Raw genomic sequence first — 19,029 nt, forward strand, 5'->3', positions numbered from 1 at the left:
GGGAGTTTGGCTAGGGTGTGCCTGAAAAGCAGCGCTGGGCAGCACGTATGAGGTACGGGTGGCCCCATGCCACGCACGTTGAGTTCAACGAAAACCCGCGCCGCGCTCCGCGTATCGGCGCGCATCTCCCTCGAATTGCTTCTGATCCTCGTCATGGCCGCGGTGGTCCTGTGGGCCCTGGGTCAGATGTGGTCGGTCATCTGGCCGCTCGTCGTCGGCCTGCTCCTCACGACGCTGACCTGGCCCCTGGCCCGCTTTCTGCGCGGGTGCGGGTGGCCTCCCGCGCTGGCCGCCTCGGTCGTGACCCTGCTGTTCCTCCTGGTCGCCACGGGTATCGCGGCGCTGATCGCGGTACCGGTGGCGTCCCAGTCCGGTGAACTGGCCAACGGTGTGGCCGAAGGCATCCAGCAGGTGCGTGAATGGGCCGCCGGGCCGCCGCTGAACATCGACGATGCCCAGATCGCGCAGGCCACCGACACCGCGGCCGCCCGGTTGCAGAGCAGCGCCGGCAGCTTGGTCACCGCTGTCGTCGCGGGGGTGAGCACTGTGGTCGACGGTGTGATCACCGCCGTCCTGGCGCTCTTCTTGATGTTCTTCTTCCTCAAGGACGGCCCGCGGTTCCTGCCGTGGCTCGCCCGTCAGCTCCCCGGTCGGCTCGCCACCGACATCCCCGCCGTGGCCGCGCGCAGTTGGGACACGCTGGGCGCCTTCGTGCGCTCCCAGGCGTTGGTCGGCCTGCTCGACGCCATCCTCATCGGACTCGGGCTGTGGGCTCTGGGTGTACCGCTGGTGCTGCCGCTGGCGGTCCTGACCTTCATCTCCGCGTTCATTCCCGTCGTGGGGGCCTTGTTCGCGGGTGTGGTCGCGGTGCTCATCGCGCTGGTGTTCAACGGCCCGACGGACGCGCTGATCGCGTTGGCGATCATCGTCGTGGTGCAGCAGCTGGAGGGCAATGTGTTCCAGCCCATGATCCAAAGCCGCGGGCTCGGCCTGCACGCGGCGGTGGTCCTGCTGGCGGTGACACTGGGCGGCAGCCTGGCCGGGATCGTGGGCAGTCTGCTCGCCGTACCGGTGGCCGCGCTGATCGCGGTGGTCTGGAACTACCTGCGCGAGCAGCTCAGCCATCCGCCACAAGAGGCGGAGAGCAACGAGCAGCACGCCGGTGGCGCTGTCGTGTCGTAGCCCCTCGGCGTCGGCCCCCGGCGTCCGCCCCCGGCGCCGGCGCGTCAGCGCCGGCAAGCGCATCGGGCGCTGCCGGCCGGGTGTGCGCCGAGGGCCATGCCCCCGGCATCCTGGGGCGGACGAGCCGCTGGAACAGCAGAACTCCCGCCCGTAGAGCGTGACCAGTTGGCGTCCGCGGAACCCGACGGCGACCCCGTTGCCCATGGGCCCAGGGTGAACCCGCCGCCTCTCCGCCGGACCTCCACGGCACCCGCGGCACCGGCGAAGTGTGCGGGAACAAGCAACTCCCTTTGGTCGGCCGCGCGTTGGAGGACGCGCAGGCGGCTCGCCACTGCTTGTTCCGAGTCCAGGCAGGCGTTGCTGTTGCAGCAGGGCTGGAGGATCTGCACCGGGCTGTGCAGCAGGTCTCCGACGAAGACGGCCCGGTCGCCGCCGGAGGCGAGCCGCAGCACGGACGAGCCGGGGGTGTGGCCGGGCGCCGACTCCAGGGTGAGGTGCTCGTCGATGCGGTGGCTGCCGTCCCACCGCACGGCCTGTCCGGCCCGGTGGAGGGGCGCGATGCTGTCCTCGTAGATCAGGCGGCCGTCCGCCTGCGAGCCGTTGCCGTATCCGCCGTCCGGACCGAAGTGGAAGTCGTCGGCGGCCGGGATGAGGTACTGGGCATGGGCGAATGCCGGTATCCACTCCCCGTCCGCCTCGACGGTGTTCCCGCCGACATGGTCCATGTGCAGATGGGTGTTGACGACGACGTCGACGTCCTGCGGGCGGACACCGGCCTTCGCCAGGCAGCCGAGAAGATCGCCCTGCCAGTGGTGGAAGGGCGGTGAGCCCGGCCGTTCGCGCCCCTTGCCCACTCCGGTGTCGACCAGGACGGTCCGCCCGCCGCTGCGCAGCACCCAGGTCTGCAGCGCCACCACCATCCGGTCGGTATCCGGCTCCCAGTGGTCCGGTACCAGCCAGTCCTCATTGTCCTGCCACACCTCGCCGGCGGTCTCCGCGACCAGGTCGGAGACGGGCACGAACGGGCCCTGCCACTCCACGACCCGGATGACCTCGACATCGCCCAGCACCATGCGGTGCACACTCTCGTTCGTCATGCGCTCGACCCTAGGAAGGCCGCAAGAGCCTCTCAATGCGCATCCGGCTCACTGAGATACGCATCCGTCTCACGCCTCATACGGAAGATACTCTGCATGCATGGATGTGGTGAGCGACGCGATCTCCGCCATGCGTCTGGGGCACCCCTCGTCCCACCGGTTGCGGATGAACGGCGGTGGGTGCACGCGGCTTCACCCGTTCGGCGGCGCGGGCTTTCACGTGGTGCTCAAAGGCGGTTGCCGGCTGCTGCCCGACGGCGGTGACCCGGTGTCCCTCGGCGTGGGTGACGCGGTGCTGCTCCCCCATGGCACAGGCCATGTGCTCGCCGACTACTCGACCGATGCGGCGACCGCGGCGGAGAGTGCGATGCCGCTCGGGCAATCGCTCGCGGGGACGGGACCGCGAGTCCGGCCCGAGCGCGGCGAGACGGAGATCCTCTGCGGCCAGTACCGGCTCGACTGCAGCCGCATCCACCCGCTTCTCGCGGAGATGCCCCAGGTCGTCCACCTTCCCAGCCGCGTGGGCAGCCACCTCGAGCTGCGCGCCGCGATCGACCTGCTCGCCGGTGAACTGGACGAGAGCCGGCCCGGCTCCTGCATCGCGCTGCCGAACCTGCTCGACCTGCTCCTCGTCTACATGATCCGCTCCTGGATGGCCGAGGCCACCAGCGGAGCCTGGCCCCGCGTCCTGGGTGACCCGGTGACGGCCGCCGCGCTACGGGCGCTGCACTCGGATCCGGCCGCCCCGTGGACCACCGAGCGCCTGGCCGCGGAGGTGAACGTCTCCCGCCCCACTCTGGCGCGCCGGTTCACCACCCTGGTCGGGCGCCCTCCGATGGCGTACCTCACGTGGTGGCGCATCATTCTCACCGCCACCCTGCTCCGGGACACTTCGGACACCCTGGCCTCCATCGCCGGCCGGGTCGGCTACGGCAGCCCGTACGCACTCTCACACGCCTTCCAGCGGGAGTTCGGTACCACCCCGGGGCGGTACCGCAAGGCCGCGGGCCGAGCACCGGCCGACCAGCCACCAGCCGAAGGAGGTGCCGGGCCCCCGGCGCGGGCCGGGGGCCTGGGTGGACGAGGTCAGGGGGTCAGCGGTCGCAGCTGAGGGCGCGGAGCGAGATGGCGTCGCTCATGACCCGCATACCGGTGTCATTGGGGTGGAGGTGGTCGCCGCCGTCGTAGGCGGGGAGCATCCGGGTGGGCGCCGCGGGGTCCCTGACGGCCTTGTCGAAATCGACGACCGCGTCGAACTCGCCGCTGGTGCGGATGAAGGCGTTGACCTGTTGGCGGACCGTCTCGTCGACGGCCTCGTACTCCCGCCAGCCCTCGTACGGCATGACGGTCGCCCCGACCACGCACACGCCACGCGCGTGGGACCTGGCGATGATCTGCCGGTAGCCGGCGATGAGGTCGTCGGCCGTGGGGCCGGGCGTGGCCTTGATGTCGTTGATGCCCTCCAGCAGGATCGTCGTGCGCACACCGGCCTGGGAGAGCACATCCCGGTCGAGTCGTTTCAGCGCGCTCTCGGCCGAGCCGTCGGCGAGGATCTTGTTGCCGGAGATGCCTTCGTTGGCGACGCCCTTGAGCCGTGAGCGGGGCTCGGCCAGCAGCCGTCGGGCGAGGAAGTCCGGCCAGCGGCGGTTGGTGTCCTGAGTGGAGGCGGAGCCGTCGGTGATCGAGTCGCCGAAGGCGACGACGGCGCCGGTGCCGGGCCGGGGTCGCACGACGGCGGCGTCCAGGTAGTACCAGGAGGTGATCTGCTGGGAGTAGGAGGCGGCGCCCTCTTCCGCGGCGTGGTCGCCGACCGGTGCGACGTACGAGGTCGCACGGGCCCCCTTGTGGCCGGTCGCGAGGGTGCCCGCACCGCGCACGTAGAGGCTGATCGCGAGGTCCGACTGGGGCTGGACGCGGCCCGGCAGCGGATCGCTGTACACGACGCCGCCCGCCGGTACGGTCACCGACGACGCGCCGCGGAAGGTCAGCCGTCCGTTGCTGCCGGGCACGACCGCCGCCCCGGACTCGCGTACACCGGCGTAGGCGTGGCCGAAGGTCACCGGCTGGTCGCCGTAGGCGTTGGAGAGCCGGATGCGCAGGTCCCGGCCGCCGACGCTGGTGTGGACGACGAACCGGTAGGTCAGGTCCTGGGCGGCGGTTCCCGCCGGGTAGGCGCTGGAGGCCCAGGTGACGACGGAGGAGCGCGGGGCGGGGGGCGTCGCGGGCTGGGCGGCGGACTGGGCGGCGTAGGACTCGGTTCCGGTGGCCAGGAAGGCCCCGAGGGCAGCGGCGGTCGCGGCCAGGAGGCCGAGGGCGCGTGTGGGTAAGCCCGGTCTCTGCATGAAGCGGCCTTTCCTTCTCTCGATGGTTCAGTTCAGTGATCGGATGAATTGATACGCAATTCCGACCCGGCTGTCGAGAGAGAACGCCAAACTGCCCGGGATTAGCCGCTCGTCACCCCCTGGTCATCGGATCTATACGGGAGACGTACGGCGTCGTCATCGCACGCGCGTGTACTGCCGCACACCGTCGGCGCGGGCCACCGCCACCCGCCCCCACAGCACGAGGACATCCAGGTGCGCGGCCGTCTCATGGACCGCGAGCATCTGGTTGAAGGGGCTCAACTCCCCGAAGGGCACTGCCCGGCGCGTCCATGCGAGCTTCCGCGCCACCGCGTGGGCGTCGAGCGTGTCCTCGCCCAGCGCCGCCAGACTCCCGGCCAGCCGGTCGTCGTGGTGGGCGAGCAGTTCGGCGACCCGGGTATGGGTGGAGTCGGCGACCGGTCCGTGGGCGGGCAGCAGGCGGGCGTCGGCGTAGCGGGTCATCAGCCGCAGCGAGTCCAGGTAGTCGGCGAGCGGGTGGCCGCCCGGCTCGGCCAGCTCGAAGCCGATGGACGGGGTGATGTGCGGCAGGACGTGGTCCCCGGAGAACAGCAGCCCCCGTTGTTCGTCCAGGAAGACCACATGGCCCTTGGTGTGACCGGGAGTGGGCACGACCCGCAGCTCGCGGTCGCCGAAGCGGAGGGCTCCGGCGTGCAGCCAGTGGTCGGGGGCCTCCCACACACCCGGGTCGTAGCCGCCGTGGTCCATCGCCTCGATGCGGTCGGCGAGTTCCCCGGCGCCCGCCGCGCGCAGGGTCCGCAGCGATCCGACGGGCTGGTCGCTGCGCAGCCGGTCGAGCATCTCCAGGCCCGGGCGCTCCCCCGCGCCGAGGTAGACGCGCGAGCCGAGCAACCGGCGCAGCTCCACCGCCTGGGTGTAGTGGTCGCGGTGGATGTGGGTGACCAGGATGTGGCTGATGTCGCCGGGGTCACGGTCGATGGCGGCCAGGGCCTCCTCGAGCGTCTTGCGCGCCTCGGGGATCGCCCAGCCCCCGTCGATCATGACGATACCGCCGTCGTCGTCCAGATCCTCCAGGAGGTAGACATTCACGGCGTGCAGGCCGTCGTTGGGCAGCGGCAGCGGCACGCGGTGCACCCCGGGCTGTACGGTCTGGACTCCGGCCGCCGCCCATGGAGCCTGGTCGAACCGCGCTGTCATGATCCTCCTTCGCGGGTGTGCAGCCTGACGGCCAGGTCCCGGGCCCCGCCCCGGTCGAGCTTGCCGACCTTCGTCTGGGGCAGCTCCTCGACGTCGTAGACGTACTCGGGCCACTTGGTCTTGGACAGCCCGACGCTCTCCAAATGGCCGGTCACCTCGGCCAGTTCGACGCCGCCACCGTCCTCGGCGACGACGAGCAGCGCCACGCGTTCGCCGAGGACATCGTCGGGGACCGGCGTGACACAGGCCCTGGCCACGCGCGGATGACTGGCGACCGCGCGCTCTATCTCGGTGATGTCGATGTTGCGGCCGCCCCGGATGATGATGTCCTTCTCGCGGCCCATCACGCTGATGGTGCCGTCCTCGTGGGTCATCAGCAGATCGCCGGTGGGCAGGTAGCCGTCCTCCGTCAGCGCCGGTGGTTCGGTCCTGCCCTCGCGGGCGTACCCGAGGAAGAGGGAGGGGCCGCGGACCTGCGCCCGGCCGGTCGCCCCCGGACCGGCCACCTGGCCGTCGGGGGTGAGCGCGCGCACGTCCGTGCCCGGGAAGGGGCGGCCGTCCCTGCCGAGCCGGATCTCCTCGGGGTCGTCGGGGCTCGGCGAGGTGTGGCCCAGGCACTCGGACATGCCGAAGACGCGGAGGATCCTCGTGCCCAGGGACCGCTCGGCCCGGGCCAGTGCGCCGCGGTCCATGGGCCCGCCGCCCACGGTGATCGACCGGACGCCCCGGAGGATGCCGGATCCGGCCGCCTCGGCGCCCATCTGCAACGCCATGGTCGGTACGCACATGGTCCAGCGGACGCCCGCGTCGGCCATCCGCCGCAGGGCGACCGCCCGGTCCCACTTACCCGTAAGGACGAGCGGCCCGCGCAGCAGGAGGGAGAGATAGACCCCGAAGCAGTACGCCGCGGTGGACGACAGCGGCACGATCGCGGCGACGGCGTCGCCCGGCGCCAGGCCGTTGATGGCGACGGTGCTCGTGGCGGCGTACCGCAGGGCCCGCTCGGACTGTACGACGCCCTTGGGCCGCCCGGTCGAGCCGGAGGTCAGGCCGATGAGGACGCCGCCCGACCACCGCGCCACCTCGCGCTGGTGGGGTGCGGACCGGCAGCTCCAGCCGTCGAGGACCGTGCGCGCCGGGCCGGGGAGCCGGGTGCGTACCGTCCACTCGTCCATCGCCGAGGGCTCGGCGACGACGGCGTCCGGGCGGATGTCCTCCCATGCGGCGGCGAACTCGGCGGGTGTGGTGTGCCGATTGACCACCGCGAGAACCCCGCCCCGCAGGCCCACGGCGAGGGTGGCGGCCACGGTGCGCCATGAGTTGTCCGCCTGGACCAGGACTGTGCCGATCGATCCGTCGGCCGCGTCGGCGGACAGCGCTTCGGCCAGCCGTACGGCCTCCTCGAGCAGCTCCCTGGCCGTATGGCTGCCGGTGTCGTCGATCACGGCGACGAAGTCGGCTTCGTCCGCCTGCTGCTGGAACTCCCGCACTACCTGTCGCATCTGGCCCCTCGTTGCGCTGTGCCGAACTCCGTTTATCGAACGCCGCGGTGCTTGACCCGCCGCTGGACCGGGACCGAACGGCCCGGAGTGCTCAGGCGGTGAACATCTCCGCCTCGTGCCCCATGACCGCGATCCGGCGGCCCTTCATGTCGCCGACCTGGGCGACGGCATCGGCCCACTCGGGGCTCGCGAGGGCCTTCTTCAGATCCTCGGGGGAGTCGAAGCCGAGCACGGAGATCCCGTCCCAGCCCTCGGAACGCGGCTCCAGAGCGGCGTCGATCTCGGTGTGGCGCCAGGCACGCAGCCCGGGCAGGCGGTAGGTCAGCTCCGCGTGGTCGCCGCGCCACCACGTGATGAATTGTTCATGCGTCCACTCCGGAGGCCGGGCTGCCAGCAGGACGAGGTTGTACATGACAGTGCTACTCCACACGGGGTCGAGGGAATGTCGGTAGTGGGTGGGTCCGGTACCGGTCAGGTGAAGCGGACCTCGGACGAGCGCCCGATCAGCAGGCGGCACAGCCGGCCTTCGCCGTTCACCCGCCCGGCGGCGACGAAGCTGGCCTCGGGGACGCCCGCGCGTCGTACCTCGCCCAGGAAGAGCTCGTCCTGGCCGAGCGTGGTCGCCGACAGCAGATGGTGGGTGCGGGTGCCCTTCTCACGCTGTTCGAGGTAGTCCACCAGAGCGGCGCGGTCCCCGGCGAAGTCGGTGGCGTTGCCGTCCCCGGTGGAGAACAGGATGGACAGCGAGAAGTCATCGCTGATCAGGTCGAGGATACGGGACGGCTCGTCGCCGTCGAGGATCTCGAACCACGCGGTGAGGAAGGGGGCCGCGGCCGGGGTGTCCGTCATGCCCGGCTCCCGTCGCCCTGCCGCGCCCAGTCGACCAGTTCGAACGAGGTGGTGAAGAAGGACTGGTAGCGCGCGATGAGCCCGCCGGGCGAGATCACCGCGGCCGAGAGGAAGGAGCCCGTGTACCGCCCGCCCTCCGTCACCACCCCGTACACGGTCTCGAGGTCGCCCTCCCGGCTGTGGCGCAGGATCTCATGCGACCGTTCCTTGGGATTCCGGCCGGCGATGTACGCGGCGAAGTCCTCCTTGGACTCGCCGCTGACCTCCTTGCCCGGCAGGGCGATGAGGAATCGGAAGTCGGGTTCGAGCAGGTCCAGCGTCCGTTCCGGATGGTCGCTGTCCATACTGGCCATATACGTGCGCAACGCCATGACTGCGCCCTTTCGATTGGCGGTCGAGCGCTCTCGGGGGACCCGGAGCCGCCACGGCCTCCAGATCAACCTGAGTTCAGTTCAATTCAGGTTGGATGTTAATCCCGGGGAAACACGGCTGACAAGGGTCTGTAGAACGCGAAACGGCCCCCGGCGGATATCCGCCGGGGGCCGGAAGCGACAGGGGGCCGTTCAGGGGATCACGTGGCGACCATACGCACGCAGGCGCCCTCGATCAGTTCACTGACCTCCGCCAGCGGCGTCGGCCCCGAGGGCCGGTACCACCGCCAGACGCTGACGATCAGGCCGAGCACCCCCGAGCCCAGCAGTTGCGCGTCCCGGAGCGGGAACGCCCCCATGGACATGCCCTTTACCAGCAGGTTCGTCCAGTTCCGCTCGACGAGCTGGACCAGCTTGCGGGCCTCGACGCGCTCGGCCTCCTCCCGCTTGGACTTGCGCGTGCCGGAGAGCAGGTCCATGTGATTGTGGAGGATCCGCATCTGCAGGACCTCGTGGTCCGAGACGTCGTAGGCCGCGCGGACGGCCGCCCGGAGCGCCTCTGTCGGCTCCTCGACGCCCTCGGTCGCCTCCGTGAACTTGTCGTGGGAGCGCTGGAGCTCGAGCCGCATGATGGTGAGCAGGCAGTGCGTCTTGGACTCGAAGTAGTGGTACAGCGCCGTCTGCCCGATGCCGACCCGCTCGGCCACGGTGGACCACTTGGTGGCCTCGAACCCCGTCTCGCCGAAGCAGTCGACGGCGGCCGCCAGGATGGCGGCACGCTTGGACCTCGGTCCCGCTTCCGGTTCAACGATTCTCGTCGCCATGCCTCGTCTCCTGGCCGCAGTCCACCTTGTCCGTACCCGAGAGTAGCCCCAAGCTGAACTCAGTTGCCAATCGACGTGAAGGGGCCGTGCTCAAAGGCGCTCCAATACCGTCGCGTTCGCCATGCCGCCGCCCTCGCACATCGTCTGCAGGCCGTAGCGTCCGCCGGTCCTGCGCAGTTGGTGGACGAGCGTGGTCATGAGCCGGGCGCCGGTGGCGCCGAGCGGATGTCCGAGCGCGATGGCGCCGCCGAAGGCGTTGACCCGCTCCGGGTCGGCGCCGATCTCCTTCTGCCAGGCGAGGACGACGGAGGCGAACGCCTCGTTGATCTCCACCAGATCGATGTCGCCGATCGCCAGCCCGGCCCTGTCCAGGACCTTCTCGGTGGCGGGGATCGGACCGGTCAGCATGTGGATCGGGTCGGAGCCGACGACGGCCATGGTGTGCACCCGCGCGAGCGGGGTCAGGCCGTGGCGGCGCACCGCCTCCTCGGAGGCGATCAGCAGGGCGGCGGCGCCGTCGGAGATCTGGCTGGAGACGGCGGCGGTCAGCCGACCGTCCTCGGTGAGGGTCTTCAACCCCGCCATCTTCTCCAGGGTGGTGTCGGCGCGTGGCCCCTCGTCGGCGGTGAGCCCGAAGACCGGGGTGATCTCGTCGTCGAAGGCGCCGTCGGCCTGGGCGGCGAGGGCCCGCTGGTGACTGGTGAGCGCGAACTCCTCCATCTCCGAGCGGGAGATGCCCCATTTGTCGGCGATCAGCTCGGCCCCTCGGAACTGGGAGACCTCCTGGTCCCCGAAGCGCTCGCGCCAGCCGTCCCCCGCGTACGGGCTGCCCATACCGGCCTGTTCTCCGACGTACATGGGACTGGCGATGGGCACCAGGCTCATCACCTCAACCCCGCCGGCGACCACCAGATCGGCGGTCCCGGAGCCGACCGCCTGGGCGGCGAAGTGCACGGCCTGCTGGGATGAGCCGCACTGGCGGTCGATGGTGGTGCCGGGGACGTGCTGGGGCAGCCCGGCCGACAGCCATGCGGTACGGGCGACGTTGCCGGTCTGCGCGCCGATCTGGCTGACGCAGCCGAAGTACACGTCGTCGACGGCACCCGGGTCGGCCCCGGTGCGCTCCAGCAGGGCGCGCAGCGCATGAGCGCCGAGGTCGGCGGGGTGGACGCCGCTGAGCGCGCCCTTGCGGCGGCCGACGGGGGTGCGGACGGCTCCGACGATGAATGCTTCCGACACGGTGGGGCTCCAGGGGTTTCGGGGAGGAGTCAGGTGCTGGGGGCGGCGGGTGTGAAGTCGGGCGTCCGCTTGCCCAGGAAGGCGGTGACACCCTCACGGCCCTCGGCGGAGGCGGCCGCGGCGGCGATCGCACGGGCCTCGCGGTCCAGGTGCGTGCCGAGGTCGGCGGTCTGCCCGGTGGCGACGAGACGGCGGGTGGCGCCGAAGGCGGCGGTGGGCCCGTCGCGCAGCGCCTCGGCCGTGCGCAGCGCCTCGGCGCCCAGCCGGTCGGCGGCGACGACCCGGCTCACCAGTCCGATGGCCTCGGCTTCCGCCGCCGCGATACGGCGGTTGGTCAGCAGCAGGTCCAGGGCCCGCTTGGGGCCGACGAGCCGGGGCAGGAACCAGCTCACCCCGGCGTCCGGTGAGTAGCCGATCCGGGTGTACGCGGTGGTGAACGAGGCGTCGTCGGCGGCCAGGGTCACATCGGCGGAGGCGGCCAGGCCGATGCCCGCACCGGCGACGGCTCCCTGCACGGCGGCCACCACGGGTGCGTCGCCCGCCGCGAACGTGCGCAGCGCGTCGTGGAGCGCGCCGGTCACCGCGACGAGGTGCCGCTCCAGTGGCTCTCCGGAGAGCCGGGAGAACTCGCCGAGATCGCCGCCGACGCAGAAGGACGTCCCCTCGCCGGTCAGCAGCACGGCCCGCACGGACTCGGTGGCGCAGACCCGCGCCGCGTGCAGCAGTCCACGTGCCATGTCCAGGTCGATGGCGTTGCCCGCCCCGCCCCGGCACAGGGTGACACGGGCGAGGCCGTCGTCGATCTCGATGCCGACGCTCATCGGGCGGTCCATCCGCCGTCGACGGTCAGGACCTGGCCGGTGCAGTACGAGGAGGCGTCCGAGGCGAGGAACAGCAGCGCGCCGTCGAGTTCATGGGCCCCGCCGCCGCGCCGCAGCAGGGTGTTGCGCTCGACCCAGCGGCTGGAGCGCTCGTCGCCGAAGAGGTCCGCGGTCATCTCGGTGCGGAACCAGCCCGGGGCGAGCGCGTTGACGCGGGTTCCGCTCGGGCCCCACTGGCCGGCCAGTTCCCGGGTCAGCCCGATCAGCCCGGCCTTGGACGCCGCGTAGCTCGCGCCGCCCAGCGGGGCGGCGGTGACCAGGCCGAGGATGGAGGAGACGTTGATGACGCTCCGGGGCGGATCGCCGTCCACGGCGGGCGCCTCCGCCACCAGGCGCGCCAGGTGGAAGGGGGCGGTGAGGTTGACGCCGAGGACATCGCCGAAGGCGTCCGGGGATTCGTCCTCGGCGCGGGTCTCCCCTGATGTGGCCGCGTTGTTGACCAGGATGTCGATGCGGCCGGTGGCGGCCCGCGCCGTTCCGGCCAGCCGCGCGCGGTCGGCGGCGAGCGAGACATCACAGGCGACCGGGTGGATGCGGGTGTCGGAGTCGGCGAGTTCGTTCAGCTTCTCGATCCGCCGGGCGGCGGCGAACACGGTGGCCCCGGCCTGTGCGAGGACGGCCGCGAAGCGTGCGCCGAGCCCCGCGGAGGCGCCGGTGACCAGGGCCGTCCTGCCCCGGAGCGAGAACAGCTCGGTGGCGGGCCGGGGCACGTTCCGCGGCGCGGTCGTCCCTCCGTCCGCAGCGGCGAGTCCTGGCGCGGTCATCCCTCCACCCCGATCGGCAGGGCGGTCGCGCCACCGTCGAGCACCAGGGTCTGGCCGGTCATCCAGGAGGAGGCGTCGGTGGCCAGGAACAGCGCCGCGTGTGCCACGTCCTCGACCGTGCCGAGGCGCCGCAGCGGCAGCTTGGCGGTGAGGATCGGCTCGCGGGCCTCCCACACCGCCCGCGCCAGCTCGGTCTTGATCAGCCCGGGGGCGATGGCGTTGACGCGGGCGCGCGGCCCGAGTTCGTAGGCGAGCTGACGGGTCATGTGCAGCATGGCGGCCTTGGTGGCGTTGTAGTAGCCGATGTGCGGATCGACGACGAGCCCGCCGACGGAGGCGATGTTGACCACCGCTCCCCCATGCTCGGCCATCCAGGTCCGCCAGGCGCACCGGGTCCAGGCGATCATGCCGTACTGGTTGACGCGGACGGTCTTCTCCGCGCGCGGCAGGTCCAGGCCGAGCAGATCGCCGTGGTACGGGTTGGTCGCCGCGTTGTTGACGAGGACGTCGACCCGGCCGAAACGGGACATGGTCTCCTCGACGCACCGCTCGGCCTGCTCCGGTTCGCCGGCGTTCGCCACCACCGTGTGCACGTCGCCGTCGCCCTTGACGCGCAGCAACTCCTCGCGCGCCTCGGCGAGTCCGGCCGGTTTGCGGGCCGCGATCACCACATGCGCTCCGGCCGCCCGGTAGGCGGTGGCGATGCCGAGGCCGATGCCGCGGGATCCGCCCGTGATGACGGCCACCTTGCCGTCGAGGCCGTTGGCGCTCATGCTTCCCCCGTTGTCGGGTCGGTCTTCTTCTTGTACTGCGCGAGTTCCTGGCGGGCCACCGTCCGCAGATGGACTTCGTCGGGGCCGTCGGCGATGCGCAGCGCCCGGGTGATGGCGTACAGCCGGGCCAGTACGGTGTCGTCGCTGACCCCCGCCGCGCCGTGCGCCTGCACCGCCCGGTCGACCACCTTGTGCGCGACCTCCAGGGCCGCCACTTTGATGGCGGCCACCTCCATGCGGGCGGCGGCGTTGCCGACGGTGTCCATCAGCCAGGCCGATTTGAGGACGAGGAGACGCACCTGCTCGATCTCGATGCGGCTGCGGGCGATCCACTCCCGGACCACTCCCCGGTCGGCGAGGGGCCCGCCGAACGCGGTGCGTTCGGTGGCGCGCTCGCACATCAGCCGCAGCGCGCGCTCGGCGAAGCCCACGGCGCGCATCGCGTAGTGCATCCGCCCGGGACCCAACCGACCCTGGGCGAGCGCGAAGCCCTCGCCCTCGCCGCCGAGGATGTTCTCCACCGGCACGCGGACGTTCTCGAAGAGCACATCGCCATGTCCGAGCCGGTCGGTGTAGCCGAACATCGGCAGGTCACGCAGGACCGTGACGCCCGGGGTGTTCCGGGGGACGAGCACCATCGACTGCTGACGGTAGGTGGGCGCCTCCGGATCGGTCTTGCCCATCAGGATGATCAGCTCGCAGTCGGGGTCGAGGATCCCGGAGGTGTACCACTTGCGGCCGTTGACGACGTAGCTGTCGCCGTCGCGGGTGATGCGGGTACGGATGTTGCGCGCGTCGGAGCTGGCGACCTCCGGCTCGGTCATCGCGAAGCATGAGCGGATCCGGGCGTCGAGCAGGGGGCGCAGCCAGCGTTCCCGCTGCTCGGGGGTGCCGTACAGCGCGAGCAGCTCCATGTTGCCGGTGTCGGGCGCCGAGCAGTTGAACACCTCGGGGCCGATGATGGACTGGCCCGCCAGCTCGGCGAGCGGCGCGTATTCGAGGTTGCTGAGCCCCGCGCCCCAGTCGCCGTGCGCCATGAAGAGGTTCCACAGGCCCTCGGCGCGCGCCTTCGCCTTTAGCTCCGCCATGACCGGCGGCAGGGCGTGCGGATCGTCCGCCTCGGCCAGCTGCCGGTCGTACGTGGCTTCCGCGGGAAAGACATGCTCGTCCATGAACGACCGCATGCGGCCTTGGAGTTCGCTCGCCCGTGGCGAGTGTCCGAAATCCACGAGTGCTCCTGTTCGGTGGGGGCGTACCGCTGCCGGGTCAGCCGAGGATGTCGCGTGCGGTGCGGATCATCGCGGCGATGGTGGGCGGCAGACGTTCCTGGTCCGGGTCGTGGTGTTTGCCCTCGCGGTGGCGCCGCAGGTTGTGGCCCATGATCGCGGCCATCTTCATGCGGCCGAGCGCCCGGAACCAGTCCATCGCGGGCAGCGCGGGGCCACCGTCGCCGTAGGCGTCCAGCAGTTCCGCCTCGCCGGGCAGGCCGGGCACGGCGTGTCCCAGTTGGGGGAAGTTGCGGTGGTCGGCGAAGAGCAGGAACCAGCCCAGGTCGATGCGGGGATCGCCGACGCTCCAGATCTCCCAGTCGACGACGGCCACCGCCCGCTCGTCCGCGCACAGCACATTGCCGAGCCGGAAGTCCCCGTGCAGCAGCACCGGCGGGAGGCCGCTTGGTACGCCATCGGCGAGACGTACCAGCAACTCCTCCCCGCCGGGCCGCAGTCCGGGGGGAACGGCACGCAGGGTGCGGCTCCATCGCTCCAGCTCGCCGGAGGGGTCGAGCGGTGCGGGCGCGTCGAGCCCGGGTGTGTGCACATCGGTGCCGTGCAGACGTCGTAGTACGGACGCGATGTCCAGCATCCGGGCGCGGGCGGTCGCGGCGGGCACGTCGTGGTCGTCCAGTACCGGCTCGACGGCCTCACCGGCCGCGAAGTCCATGGCGAACCACGCGGGTTGCGCCTCGTCGACGGCCACCACGCCCGGTACCGGCACCGCGGACCCGGCCAGCGCGCCCAGCACCCGTGCCTGGCGCAGGACGTCGTTGCGCCCGACGGGCCGCTGCCCCGGCGGCACGGCCTTGACGACGTACCGGGCGTCACCCGCAGCGACCTCGTACGTCAGCCCCGAGTGGCCGCCCGGCAGCACCGCCAACTCGCCGATGGCCGCGCCCGGGTGGTGGCGGGCGAGCCGGTCGCGGACCCGGGCGGCCAGCTCCGGCACCTCGGTGGCCATGCTCATCGGACGGGCTCCTTGGGCAGGCCGAGGACGCGTTCGGCGAGGATGGTGCGCTGGATCTCGTCGGTACCGCCCGCGATGCTGTAGCCGGGCGCGCCCAGCAGGTGCTCCGTCCAGGCGTACGTGCCCCACTCCCCCGTGTCCGCCACCAGGCTCGGCCCCAGCAGCTCGGACACCAGGTCGCTGGTGCGCCGCATGGTCTCGGTGGCGTACAGCTTGCCGACCGACGCCTCCGCGCCGGGCTCGCGCCCGGCGACGAGCGCGGCGGTCACCCGCAGTCCCATGAGCCGCTGGACGAGGGTGCGGATGTGGAGGTCGGCGGCGCGCTGCCGCTCGGCGCCGGTGAGGGGGCGCGACAGATGCCCGGCCAGGTCCAGCGCCCGGTCAGCGTTGTCCAGGCCGAGGCCGCCGGAGTCGAGCCGTTCGGCGGCCAGCACGCTGAGCGTGACCCGCCAGCCCTCGCCGACCGGCCCGAGCCGGTCGGTGTCGGGCACCCGCACACCGTCGAGGTAGACCTCGTTGAAGCTGGTGCCACCGGTCATCTGCCGGATGGGCCGTACGGTCACGCCCGGCGCGTCCATGCGCACCAGGAAGACGGTGATACCGGCGTGCTTGCGGACGTCCGGATCGGTGCGGCACACCGCGACGCCCCAGGTGGCGACGCGGGCACCGGAGGTCCACACCTTGTGCCCGGTGAGCACCCAACCGTCGCCGTCACGCACGGCCTTGGTGCGCACCGCGGCGAGGTCGGAGCCCGCCTCGGTCTCCGAGAACAGCTGGCAGGCCAGTTCGTCGGTGCGCAGCAGGGGCACGAGCCAGCGCCGCTTCTGCTCCTCGGTGCCCCACAGGCCGATCGCGGGGGCGACGAGCGCCTGTGTCACGGGGAAGATCTCGGGGCGGTGGGGTACGTCGAAGGCCGCCTCTTCGGCGCGGTAGAGCTGCTCGTAGTACGCGGGCAGCCCCCGTCCTCCGTACTCCTGCGGCCAGTTGAACGCGGACCAGCCCTGGTCGTAGCGGGTGCGTTCCCACTCCTGGACGCGGGCGGTGTGCTCGCGCTCCTGCTCCTCGGTCCAGTTGTCGAACACGGCGACGGAGTCGGAGCCGCTGCCCCACTCCCCGTCGGCGGCGCGGGGCCGGGCGACTCCGGCGAGCCACCGCCGGGCCCGGTCGCGGAACTCCTCGGGTTCCGGGACGCCGCTCATCTCTTCCTCCACCTCCGACACCTCCGATCGGCGGGCCGTTCCGCCGGCCGTTTCGACGGACTTCCAGCAGGACGTTTCAACGGGACAGGACCGTGCAGGCGCTCACGCCGGGGGCGCCGTACACATGGGTGAAGCCGATCCTGGGACGGTCCGGGACCTGCCGGTCTCCGGCCCGTCCGCGCAACTGCTGGACGACTTCGTAGACCTGGCGCAGCCCCGAGGCGCCGATGGGTTCGCCATTGGCGATGCAGCCGCCGTCGGTGTTGACCGGCAGCGTTCCGCCGATCCCGGTGGCACCGGAGGCGACCAGCCGCTCCTGCTCGCCGTCCTCGCAGAACCCGCACTCGGCCAGGTGCATGACCTCGGCACCGCTCTCGGTGTCCTGCAGCTGACAGACGTCGACATCGCCGGGGCCGAGTCCCGCCTCCTCGAAGGCGGCGGCCGAGACATCGCGGCTGACGCTGGTCAGTTCGCCCCCGGGAATCCACGGGCTGAACACCTCGAACGAGCCGAAGCGCCGGGTGCGTACGACCGCCGAGCGCAGGGTGACCGGCGTGCCGTCCATCGCGCGGGCGGCCTCGGGCGAGCAGAGGACCAGCGCCGCCGCGCCCGCTCCCGGCGAGCAGAACATATAGCGGGTCAGCGGATCGCTGACCATGCCGGACTCCAGGATCTCCTCGGCGGACAGCGGTTCGCGCCGCCATGCCTCGGGGGTCAGGCCGCCATTGCGATACGCCTTCTCGGCGACCAGGGCGAGGGTCCGCGGGGTGATCCCGTGGTCGTGCATATAGCGCTGGATCTTCATGCCGAAGAACTGGGTGGTCACCATCAGCCCGTCGCTGCCGTACTCCGCTCCCAGGCCCCAGTCCTCGGGCCTCGGGTCGAAGGCGCCGCGCGGGTGTTTGTCGAAGCCGACGGCGAGGACGACGTCCGCCATGCCGGAGCGGATCGCGTTCACGGCGGAGACCAGCGCGCTGCCACCGGTGGCACAGCCGTTCTTGACATTGACGAACGGCAGTCCGGTGAGGCCGAGTTGGGCCACCAGCGTGTCCGCGAGCCCCGCGCTGTCGCTGCCGCCGAACGCGGCCCGCACCCGCGACCACTCGATTCCGGCGTCCGTCAGCGCGGCGTTCACGGCCGCGACGGCCAGCTGCCGGCCGGTCGCCTCCGAACGGCCGAACGGGGTGCGCCCCGCGCCGCAGATCAGGACATCGGTACTGCTCATGAGTCCTCCTCACCCGAGGTCATGGGCCTGGCCCGGGGCACCCCGGGACCCGCGGTCACGGAGAGCGGCATGCCGATGCGGACCTCGTCGAGGTCGTCGACGTCGAGGACGGCGGCCACCCGCACGTCCTCCGCCAGCTCGACGTAACCGAGGGCGAACGGCACGAAGCCTCCGGGCGGGGGCTGGTACGGCGGCGACTTGGGGGCGTACCGCTGCACCGTCCAGGTCCACAACGTGCCGGTGCCCGGGAGGGCCACCGGAGCGGCCGGCCCTCCGCAGCGCGGGCAGGCGTCGTCCGCGGGGTAGACCGTCACCGAGCAGCCGGAGCAGCGTGCGCCCTGGAGCCCGGGGGCGGCCTGGCTCCGCGGATCCGTGGTCATCCGGATCAGCGCCCCTGCCACTTGGGTTCGCGCTTCTCCAGGAAGGCGGACACGCCCTCGTTCGCGTCCTCGGAGTTGAGCGCCACGCCCACGGCGAGGTGCTCCATCACCATCAGCGACTGGGTGTCGGCGTCCAGGCTGCGGTCGATCGTCATCTTCGTGAGCCACATGGTGAAGGGGCTCTTGTCGGTGAGGTGACTGATGAATTCCTCGACCGTGGCGTCCAGCTCGTCGGCCGGAGCGGACTTGTTGATCAGCCCGAACTCGGCGGCCTCGACGCCGGAGAGCAGCTTGCCGGTGAGCATCAACTCCTTGGTCTTACGGATGCCGATCATGCGCGGCACCCGGTAGATCGGACCGGCCCCGCCGAAGAGCGCACGGCGGATGTGGAAGTCGCCGATCTTCGCGTCGTCGGCGGAGATGGCGAAGTCGCAGGAGATCATGATCTCGAAGCCGCCGGCGGTGACATGGCCTTCCAGGACCGCGACCGAGGGGGTCTTCATCGAGTACAGCCGATCGCACACCTTCGCCGACTTCACCGCGACGTCGATCGCGTTCGACTTGCCCACGTAGTCGGCCTTCAGGCTGTCGAGGTCGAAGCCCGAGCAGAAGGTGCCGCCACGGCCGCGCACCACCAGGACCCGGAGGTCGGGGTCCTCGTCCACCTCGGTGATGATCTCGTCGAGCCGGTCCAGGATCGGCACGGTGACGCAGTTCTTCTTCCACGGACGGTTGAGCCACACCCGGGCGACGTGACCGTCGCGCTCGAACTGGATCTCGTCTTCCACTGCCATCCCTCGCCCCTTCGAAACTGAACTGAATTCACTACAACTTTGGAAGCCCGATGCTGCCCCTGTCAACCCCCTGGCCGAGCCAATCGAATCTGATTCAGTCCTGCTCTTGATGAGCATACCTACTTCGGTTCAAGATGACCGCGCACTTCGCGCCGGCTCCTCTGCCGTC

Annotated in this window: 20 protein-coding genes; 2 read left to right on the forward strand and 18 right to left on the reverse strand. The window is 71.3% G+C overall.

The features are described 5' to 3' along the window. Positions 1-66 precede the first annotated feature (66 nt). Positions 67-1,182 (forward strand): AI-2E family transporter, encoded by a 1,116-nt coding sequence (locus tag ACZ6TD_RS08500; RefSeq protein WP_471352123.1) that lies wholly within the window; start codon positions 67-69, stop codon positions 1,180-1,182. Between the two features lie 44 nt (positions 1,183-1,226). Here ACZ6TD_RS08500 and ACZ6TD_RS08505 read toward each other — a convergent pair whose 3' ends face one another. Then, a complete protein-coding gene (locus ACZ6TD_RS08505; RefSeq protein WP_471352126.1) occupies positions 1,227-2,279 on the reverse strand; it encodes an MBL fold metallo-hydrolase in 1,053 nt (350 codons plus the stop codon). 100 nt (positions 2,280-2,379) lie between these two features. Here ACZ6TD_RS08505 and ACZ6TD_RS08510 point away from each other — a divergent pair, with 100 nt between their 5' ends. Beyond that, a complete protein-coding gene (locus ACZ6TD_RS08510) occupies positions 2,380-3,390 on the forward strand; it encodes an AraC family transcriptional regulator (protein ID WP_471352130.1) in 1,011 nt (336 codons plus the stop codon). Here ACZ6TD_RS08510 and ACZ6TD_RS08515 read toward each other — a convergent pair. From ACZ6TD_RS08515 to ACZ6TD_RS08595, 17 genes are all read right to left on the reverse strand, one after another. Next, a complete protein-coding gene (locus ACZ6TD_RS08515) occupies positions 3,374-4,621 on the reverse strand; it encodes an SGNH/GDSL hydrolase family protein (RefSeq protein WP_471352133.1) in 1,248 nt (415 codons plus the stop codon). The genes ACZ6TD_RS08510 and ACZ6TD_RS08515 overlap by 17 nt on opposite strands. A 156-nt stretch (positions 4,622-4,777) precedes the next feature. Next, the gene (locus ACZ6TD_RS08520) at positions 4,778-5,818 is read right to left on the reverse strand and encodes an MBL fold metallo-hydrolase (RefSeq protein ID WP_471352135.1); all 1,041 of its coding nucleotides are present in this window, start codon (positions 5,816-5,818) and stop codon (positions 4,778-4,780) included. Beyond that, on the reverse strand, positions 5,815-7,320 hold the full coding sequence (locus ACZ6TD_RS08525; RefSeq protein ID WP_471352140.1) for a class I adenylate-forming enzyme family protein: 1,506 nt from the start codon (positions 7,318-7,320) through the stop codon (positions 5,815-5,817). The genes ACZ6TD_RS08520 and ACZ6TD_RS08525 overlap by 4 nt, the downstream gene beginning before the upstream one ends. Positions 7,321-7,411: 91 nt before the next feature. Further along, positions 7,412-7,732 (reverse strand): EthD family reductase, encoded by a 321-nt coding sequence (locus ACZ6TD_RS08530; protein ID WP_471352144.1) that lies wholly within the window; start codon positions 7,730-7,732, stop codon positions 7,412-7,414. 59 nt (positions 7,733-7,791) lie between these two features. After that, entirely contained in the window at positions 7,792-8,169 is a 378-nt protein-coding gene (locus tag ACZ6TD_RS08535; protein ID WP_471352147.1) for a nuclear transport factor 2 family protein, read from the reverse strand. Then, positions 8,166-8,540 carry a nuclear transport factor 2 family protein gene (locus ACZ6TD_RS08540; RefSeq protein ID WP_471352151.1) on the reverse strand — a complete coding sequence of 125 codons (375 nt, stop codon included), beginning with the start codon at positions 8,538-8,540 and terminating at the stop codon, positions 8,166-8,168. Before ACZ6TD_RS08540 ends, ACZ6TD_RS08535 begins: the two co-directional genes overlap by 4 nt. A gap of 200 nt (positions 8,541-8,740) precedes the next feature. Continuing rightward, positions 8,741-9,364: a TetR/AcrR family transcriptional regulator gene (locus ACZ6TD_RS08545; RefSeq protein ID WP_471352153.1), complete on the reverse strand. Its 624-nt coding sequence runs from the start codon at positions 9,362-9,364 to the stop codon at positions 8,741-8,743. Positions 9,365-9,454: 90 nt separating this feature from the next. After that, complete coding sequence (locus ACZ6TD_RS08550; protein WP_471352155.1) at positions 9,455-10,603, reverse strand: acetyl-CoA C-acetyltransferase; 1,149 nt, start codon at positions 10,601-10,603, stop codon at positions 9,455-9,457. 29 nt (positions 10,604-10,632) lie between these two features. Then, entirely contained in the window at positions 10,633-11,424 is a 792-nt protein-coding gene (locus tag ACZ6TD_RS08555; RefSeq protein ID WP_471352158.1) for an enoyl-CoA hydratase/isomerase family protein, read from the reverse strand. Beyond that, on the reverse strand, positions 11,421-12,248 hold the full coding sequence (locus tag ACZ6TD_RS08560; protein ID WP_471352160.1) for an SDR family NAD(P)-dependent oxidoreductase: 828 nt from the start codon (positions 12,246-12,248) through the stop codon (positions 11,421-11,423). The genes ACZ6TD_RS08555 and ACZ6TD_RS08560 overlap by 4 nt, the downstream gene beginning before the upstream one ends. Further along, the gene (locus ACZ6TD_RS08565; RefSeq protein ID WP_471352163.1) at positions 12,245-13,021 is read right to left on the reverse strand and encodes an SDR family oxidoreductase; all 777 of its coding nucleotides are present in this window, start codon (positions 13,019-13,021) and stop codon (positions 12,245-12,247) included. The genes ACZ6TD_RS08560 and ACZ6TD_RS08565 overlap by 4 nt, the downstream gene beginning before the upstream one ends. After that, positions 13,018-14,250, reverse strand: a complete 1,233-nt coding sequence (locus ACZ6TD_RS08570; protein WP_471352166.1) for an acyl-CoA dehydrogenase family protein — start codon at positions 14,248-14,250, stop codon at positions 13,018-13,020. Before ACZ6TD_RS08570 ends, ACZ6TD_RS08565 begins: the two co-directional genes overlap by 4 nt. Positions 14,251-14,287: 37 nt before the next feature. Then, the gene (locus tag ACZ6TD_RS08575; protein ID WP_471352169.1) at positions 14,288-15,262 is read right to left on the reverse strand and encodes a phosphotransferase family protein; all 975 of its coding nucleotides are present in this window, start codon (positions 15,260-15,262) and stop codon (positions 14,288-14,290) included. Further along, positions 15,259-16,461, reverse strand: coding sequence for an acyl-CoA dehydrogenase family protein (locus ACZ6TD_RS08580; RefSeq protein ID WP_471352172.1), 1,203 nt, complete (start codon positions 16,459-16,461; stop codon positions 15,259-15,261). Before ACZ6TD_RS08580 ends, ACZ6TD_RS08575 begins: the two co-directional genes overlap by 4 nt. Before the next feature lie 76 nt (positions 16,462-16,537). Continuing rightward, positions 16,538-17,686: a thiolase family protein gene (locus ACZ6TD_RS08585; RefSeq protein WP_471352174.1), complete on the reverse strand. Its 1,149-nt coding sequence runs from the start codon at positions 17,684-17,686 to the stop codon at positions 16,538-16,540. Beyond that, positions 17,683-18,066 carry a Zn-ribbon domain-containing OB-fold protein gene (locus ACZ6TD_RS08590; protein ID WP_471352177.1) on the reverse strand — a complete coding sequence of 128 codons (384 nt, stop codon included), beginning with the start codon at positions 18,064-18,066 and terminating at the stop codon, positions 17,683-17,685. Before ACZ6TD_RS08590 ends, ACZ6TD_RS08585 begins: the two co-directional genes overlap by 4 nt. Positions 18,067-18,071: 5 nt before the next feature. Further along, on the reverse strand, positions 18,072-18,860 hold the full coding sequence (locus tag ACZ6TD_RS08595) for an enoyl-CoA hydratase/isomerase family protein (RefSeq protein WP_470010710.1): 789 nt from the start codon (positions 18,858-18,860) through the stop codon (positions 18,072-18,074). Positions 18,861-19,029: the final 169 nt, after the last annotated feature.

The sequence above is a fragment of the Streptomyces yongxingensis genome, from assembly GCF_055597465.1.

Coding starts and splice junctions, on each gene's coding strand:
- ACZ6TD_RS08500 (WP_471352123.1), top strand. CDS start 67: ATGCCACGCACGTTGAGTTCAACGAAAACCCGCGCCGCGCTCCGCGTA.
- ACZ6TD_RS08505 (WP_471352126.1), bottom strand. CDS start 2,279: ATGACGAACGAGAGTGTGCACCGCATGGTGCTGGGCGATGTCGAGGTC.
- ACZ6TD_RS08510 (WP_471352130.1), top strand. CDS start 2,380: ATGGATGTGGTGAGCGACGCGATCTCCGCCATGCGTCTGGGGCACCCC.
- ACZ6TD_RS08515 (WP_471352133.1), bottom strand. CDS start 4,621: ATGCAGAGACCGGGCTTACCCACACGCGCCCTCGGCCTCCTGGCCGCG.
- ACZ6TD_RS08520 (WP_471352135.1), bottom strand. CDS start 5,818: ATGACAGCGCGGTTCGACCAGGCTCCATGGGCGGCGGCCGGAGTCCAG.
- ACZ6TD_RS08525 (WP_471352140.1), bottom strand. CDS start 7,320: ATGCGACAGGTAGTGCGGGAGTTCCAGCAGCAGGCGGACGAAGCCGAC.
- ACZ6TD_RS08530 (WP_471352144.1), bottom strand. CDS start 7,732: ATGTACAACCTCGTCCTGCTGGCAGCCCGGCCTCCGGAGTGGACGCAT.
- ACZ6TD_RS08535 (WP_471352147.1), bottom strand. CDS start 8,169: ATGACGGACACCCCGGCCGCGGCCCCCTTCCTCACCGCGTGGTTCGAG.
- ACZ6TD_RS08540 (WP_471352151.1), bottom strand. CDS start 8,540: ATGGCGTTGCGCACGTATATGGCCAGTATGGACAGCGACCATCCGGAA.
- ACZ6TD_RS08545 (WP_471352153.1), bottom strand. CDS start 9,364: ATGGCGACGAGAATCGTTGAACCGGAAGCGGGACCGAGGTCCAAGCGT.
- ACZ6TD_RS08555 (WP_471352158.1), bottom strand. CDS start 11,424: ATGAGCGTCGGCATCGAGATCGACGACGGCCTCGCCCGTGTCACCCTG.
- ACZ6TD_RS08560 (WP_471352160.1), bottom strand. CDS start 12,248: ATGACCGCGCCAGGACTCGCCGCTGCGGACGGAGGGACGACCGCGCCG.
- ACZ6TD_RS08565 (WP_471352163.1), bottom strand. CDS start 13,021: ATGAGCGCCAACGGCCTCGACGGCAAGGTGGCCGTCATCACGGGCGGA.
- ACZ6TD_RS08575 (WP_471352169.1), bottom strand. CDS start 15,262: ATGAGCATGGCCACCGAGGTGCCGGAGCTGGCCGCCCGGGTCCGCGAC.
- ACZ6TD_RS08580 (WP_471352172.1), bottom strand. CDS start 16,461: ATGAGCGGCGTCCCGGAACCCGAGGAGTTCCGCGACCGGGCCCGGCGG.
- ACZ6TD_RS08585 (WP_471352174.1), bottom strand. CDS start 17,686: ATGAGCAGTACCGATGTCCTGATCTGCGGCGCGGGGCGCACCCCGTTC.
- ACZ6TD_RS08590 (WP_471352177.1), bottom strand. CDS start 18,066: ATGACCACGGATCCGCGGAGCCAGGCCGCCCCCGGGCTCCAGGGCGCA.
- ACZ6TD_RS08595 (WP_470010710.1), bottom strand. CDS start 18,860: ATGGCAGTGGAAGACGAGATCCAGTTCGAGCGCGACGGTCACGTCGCC.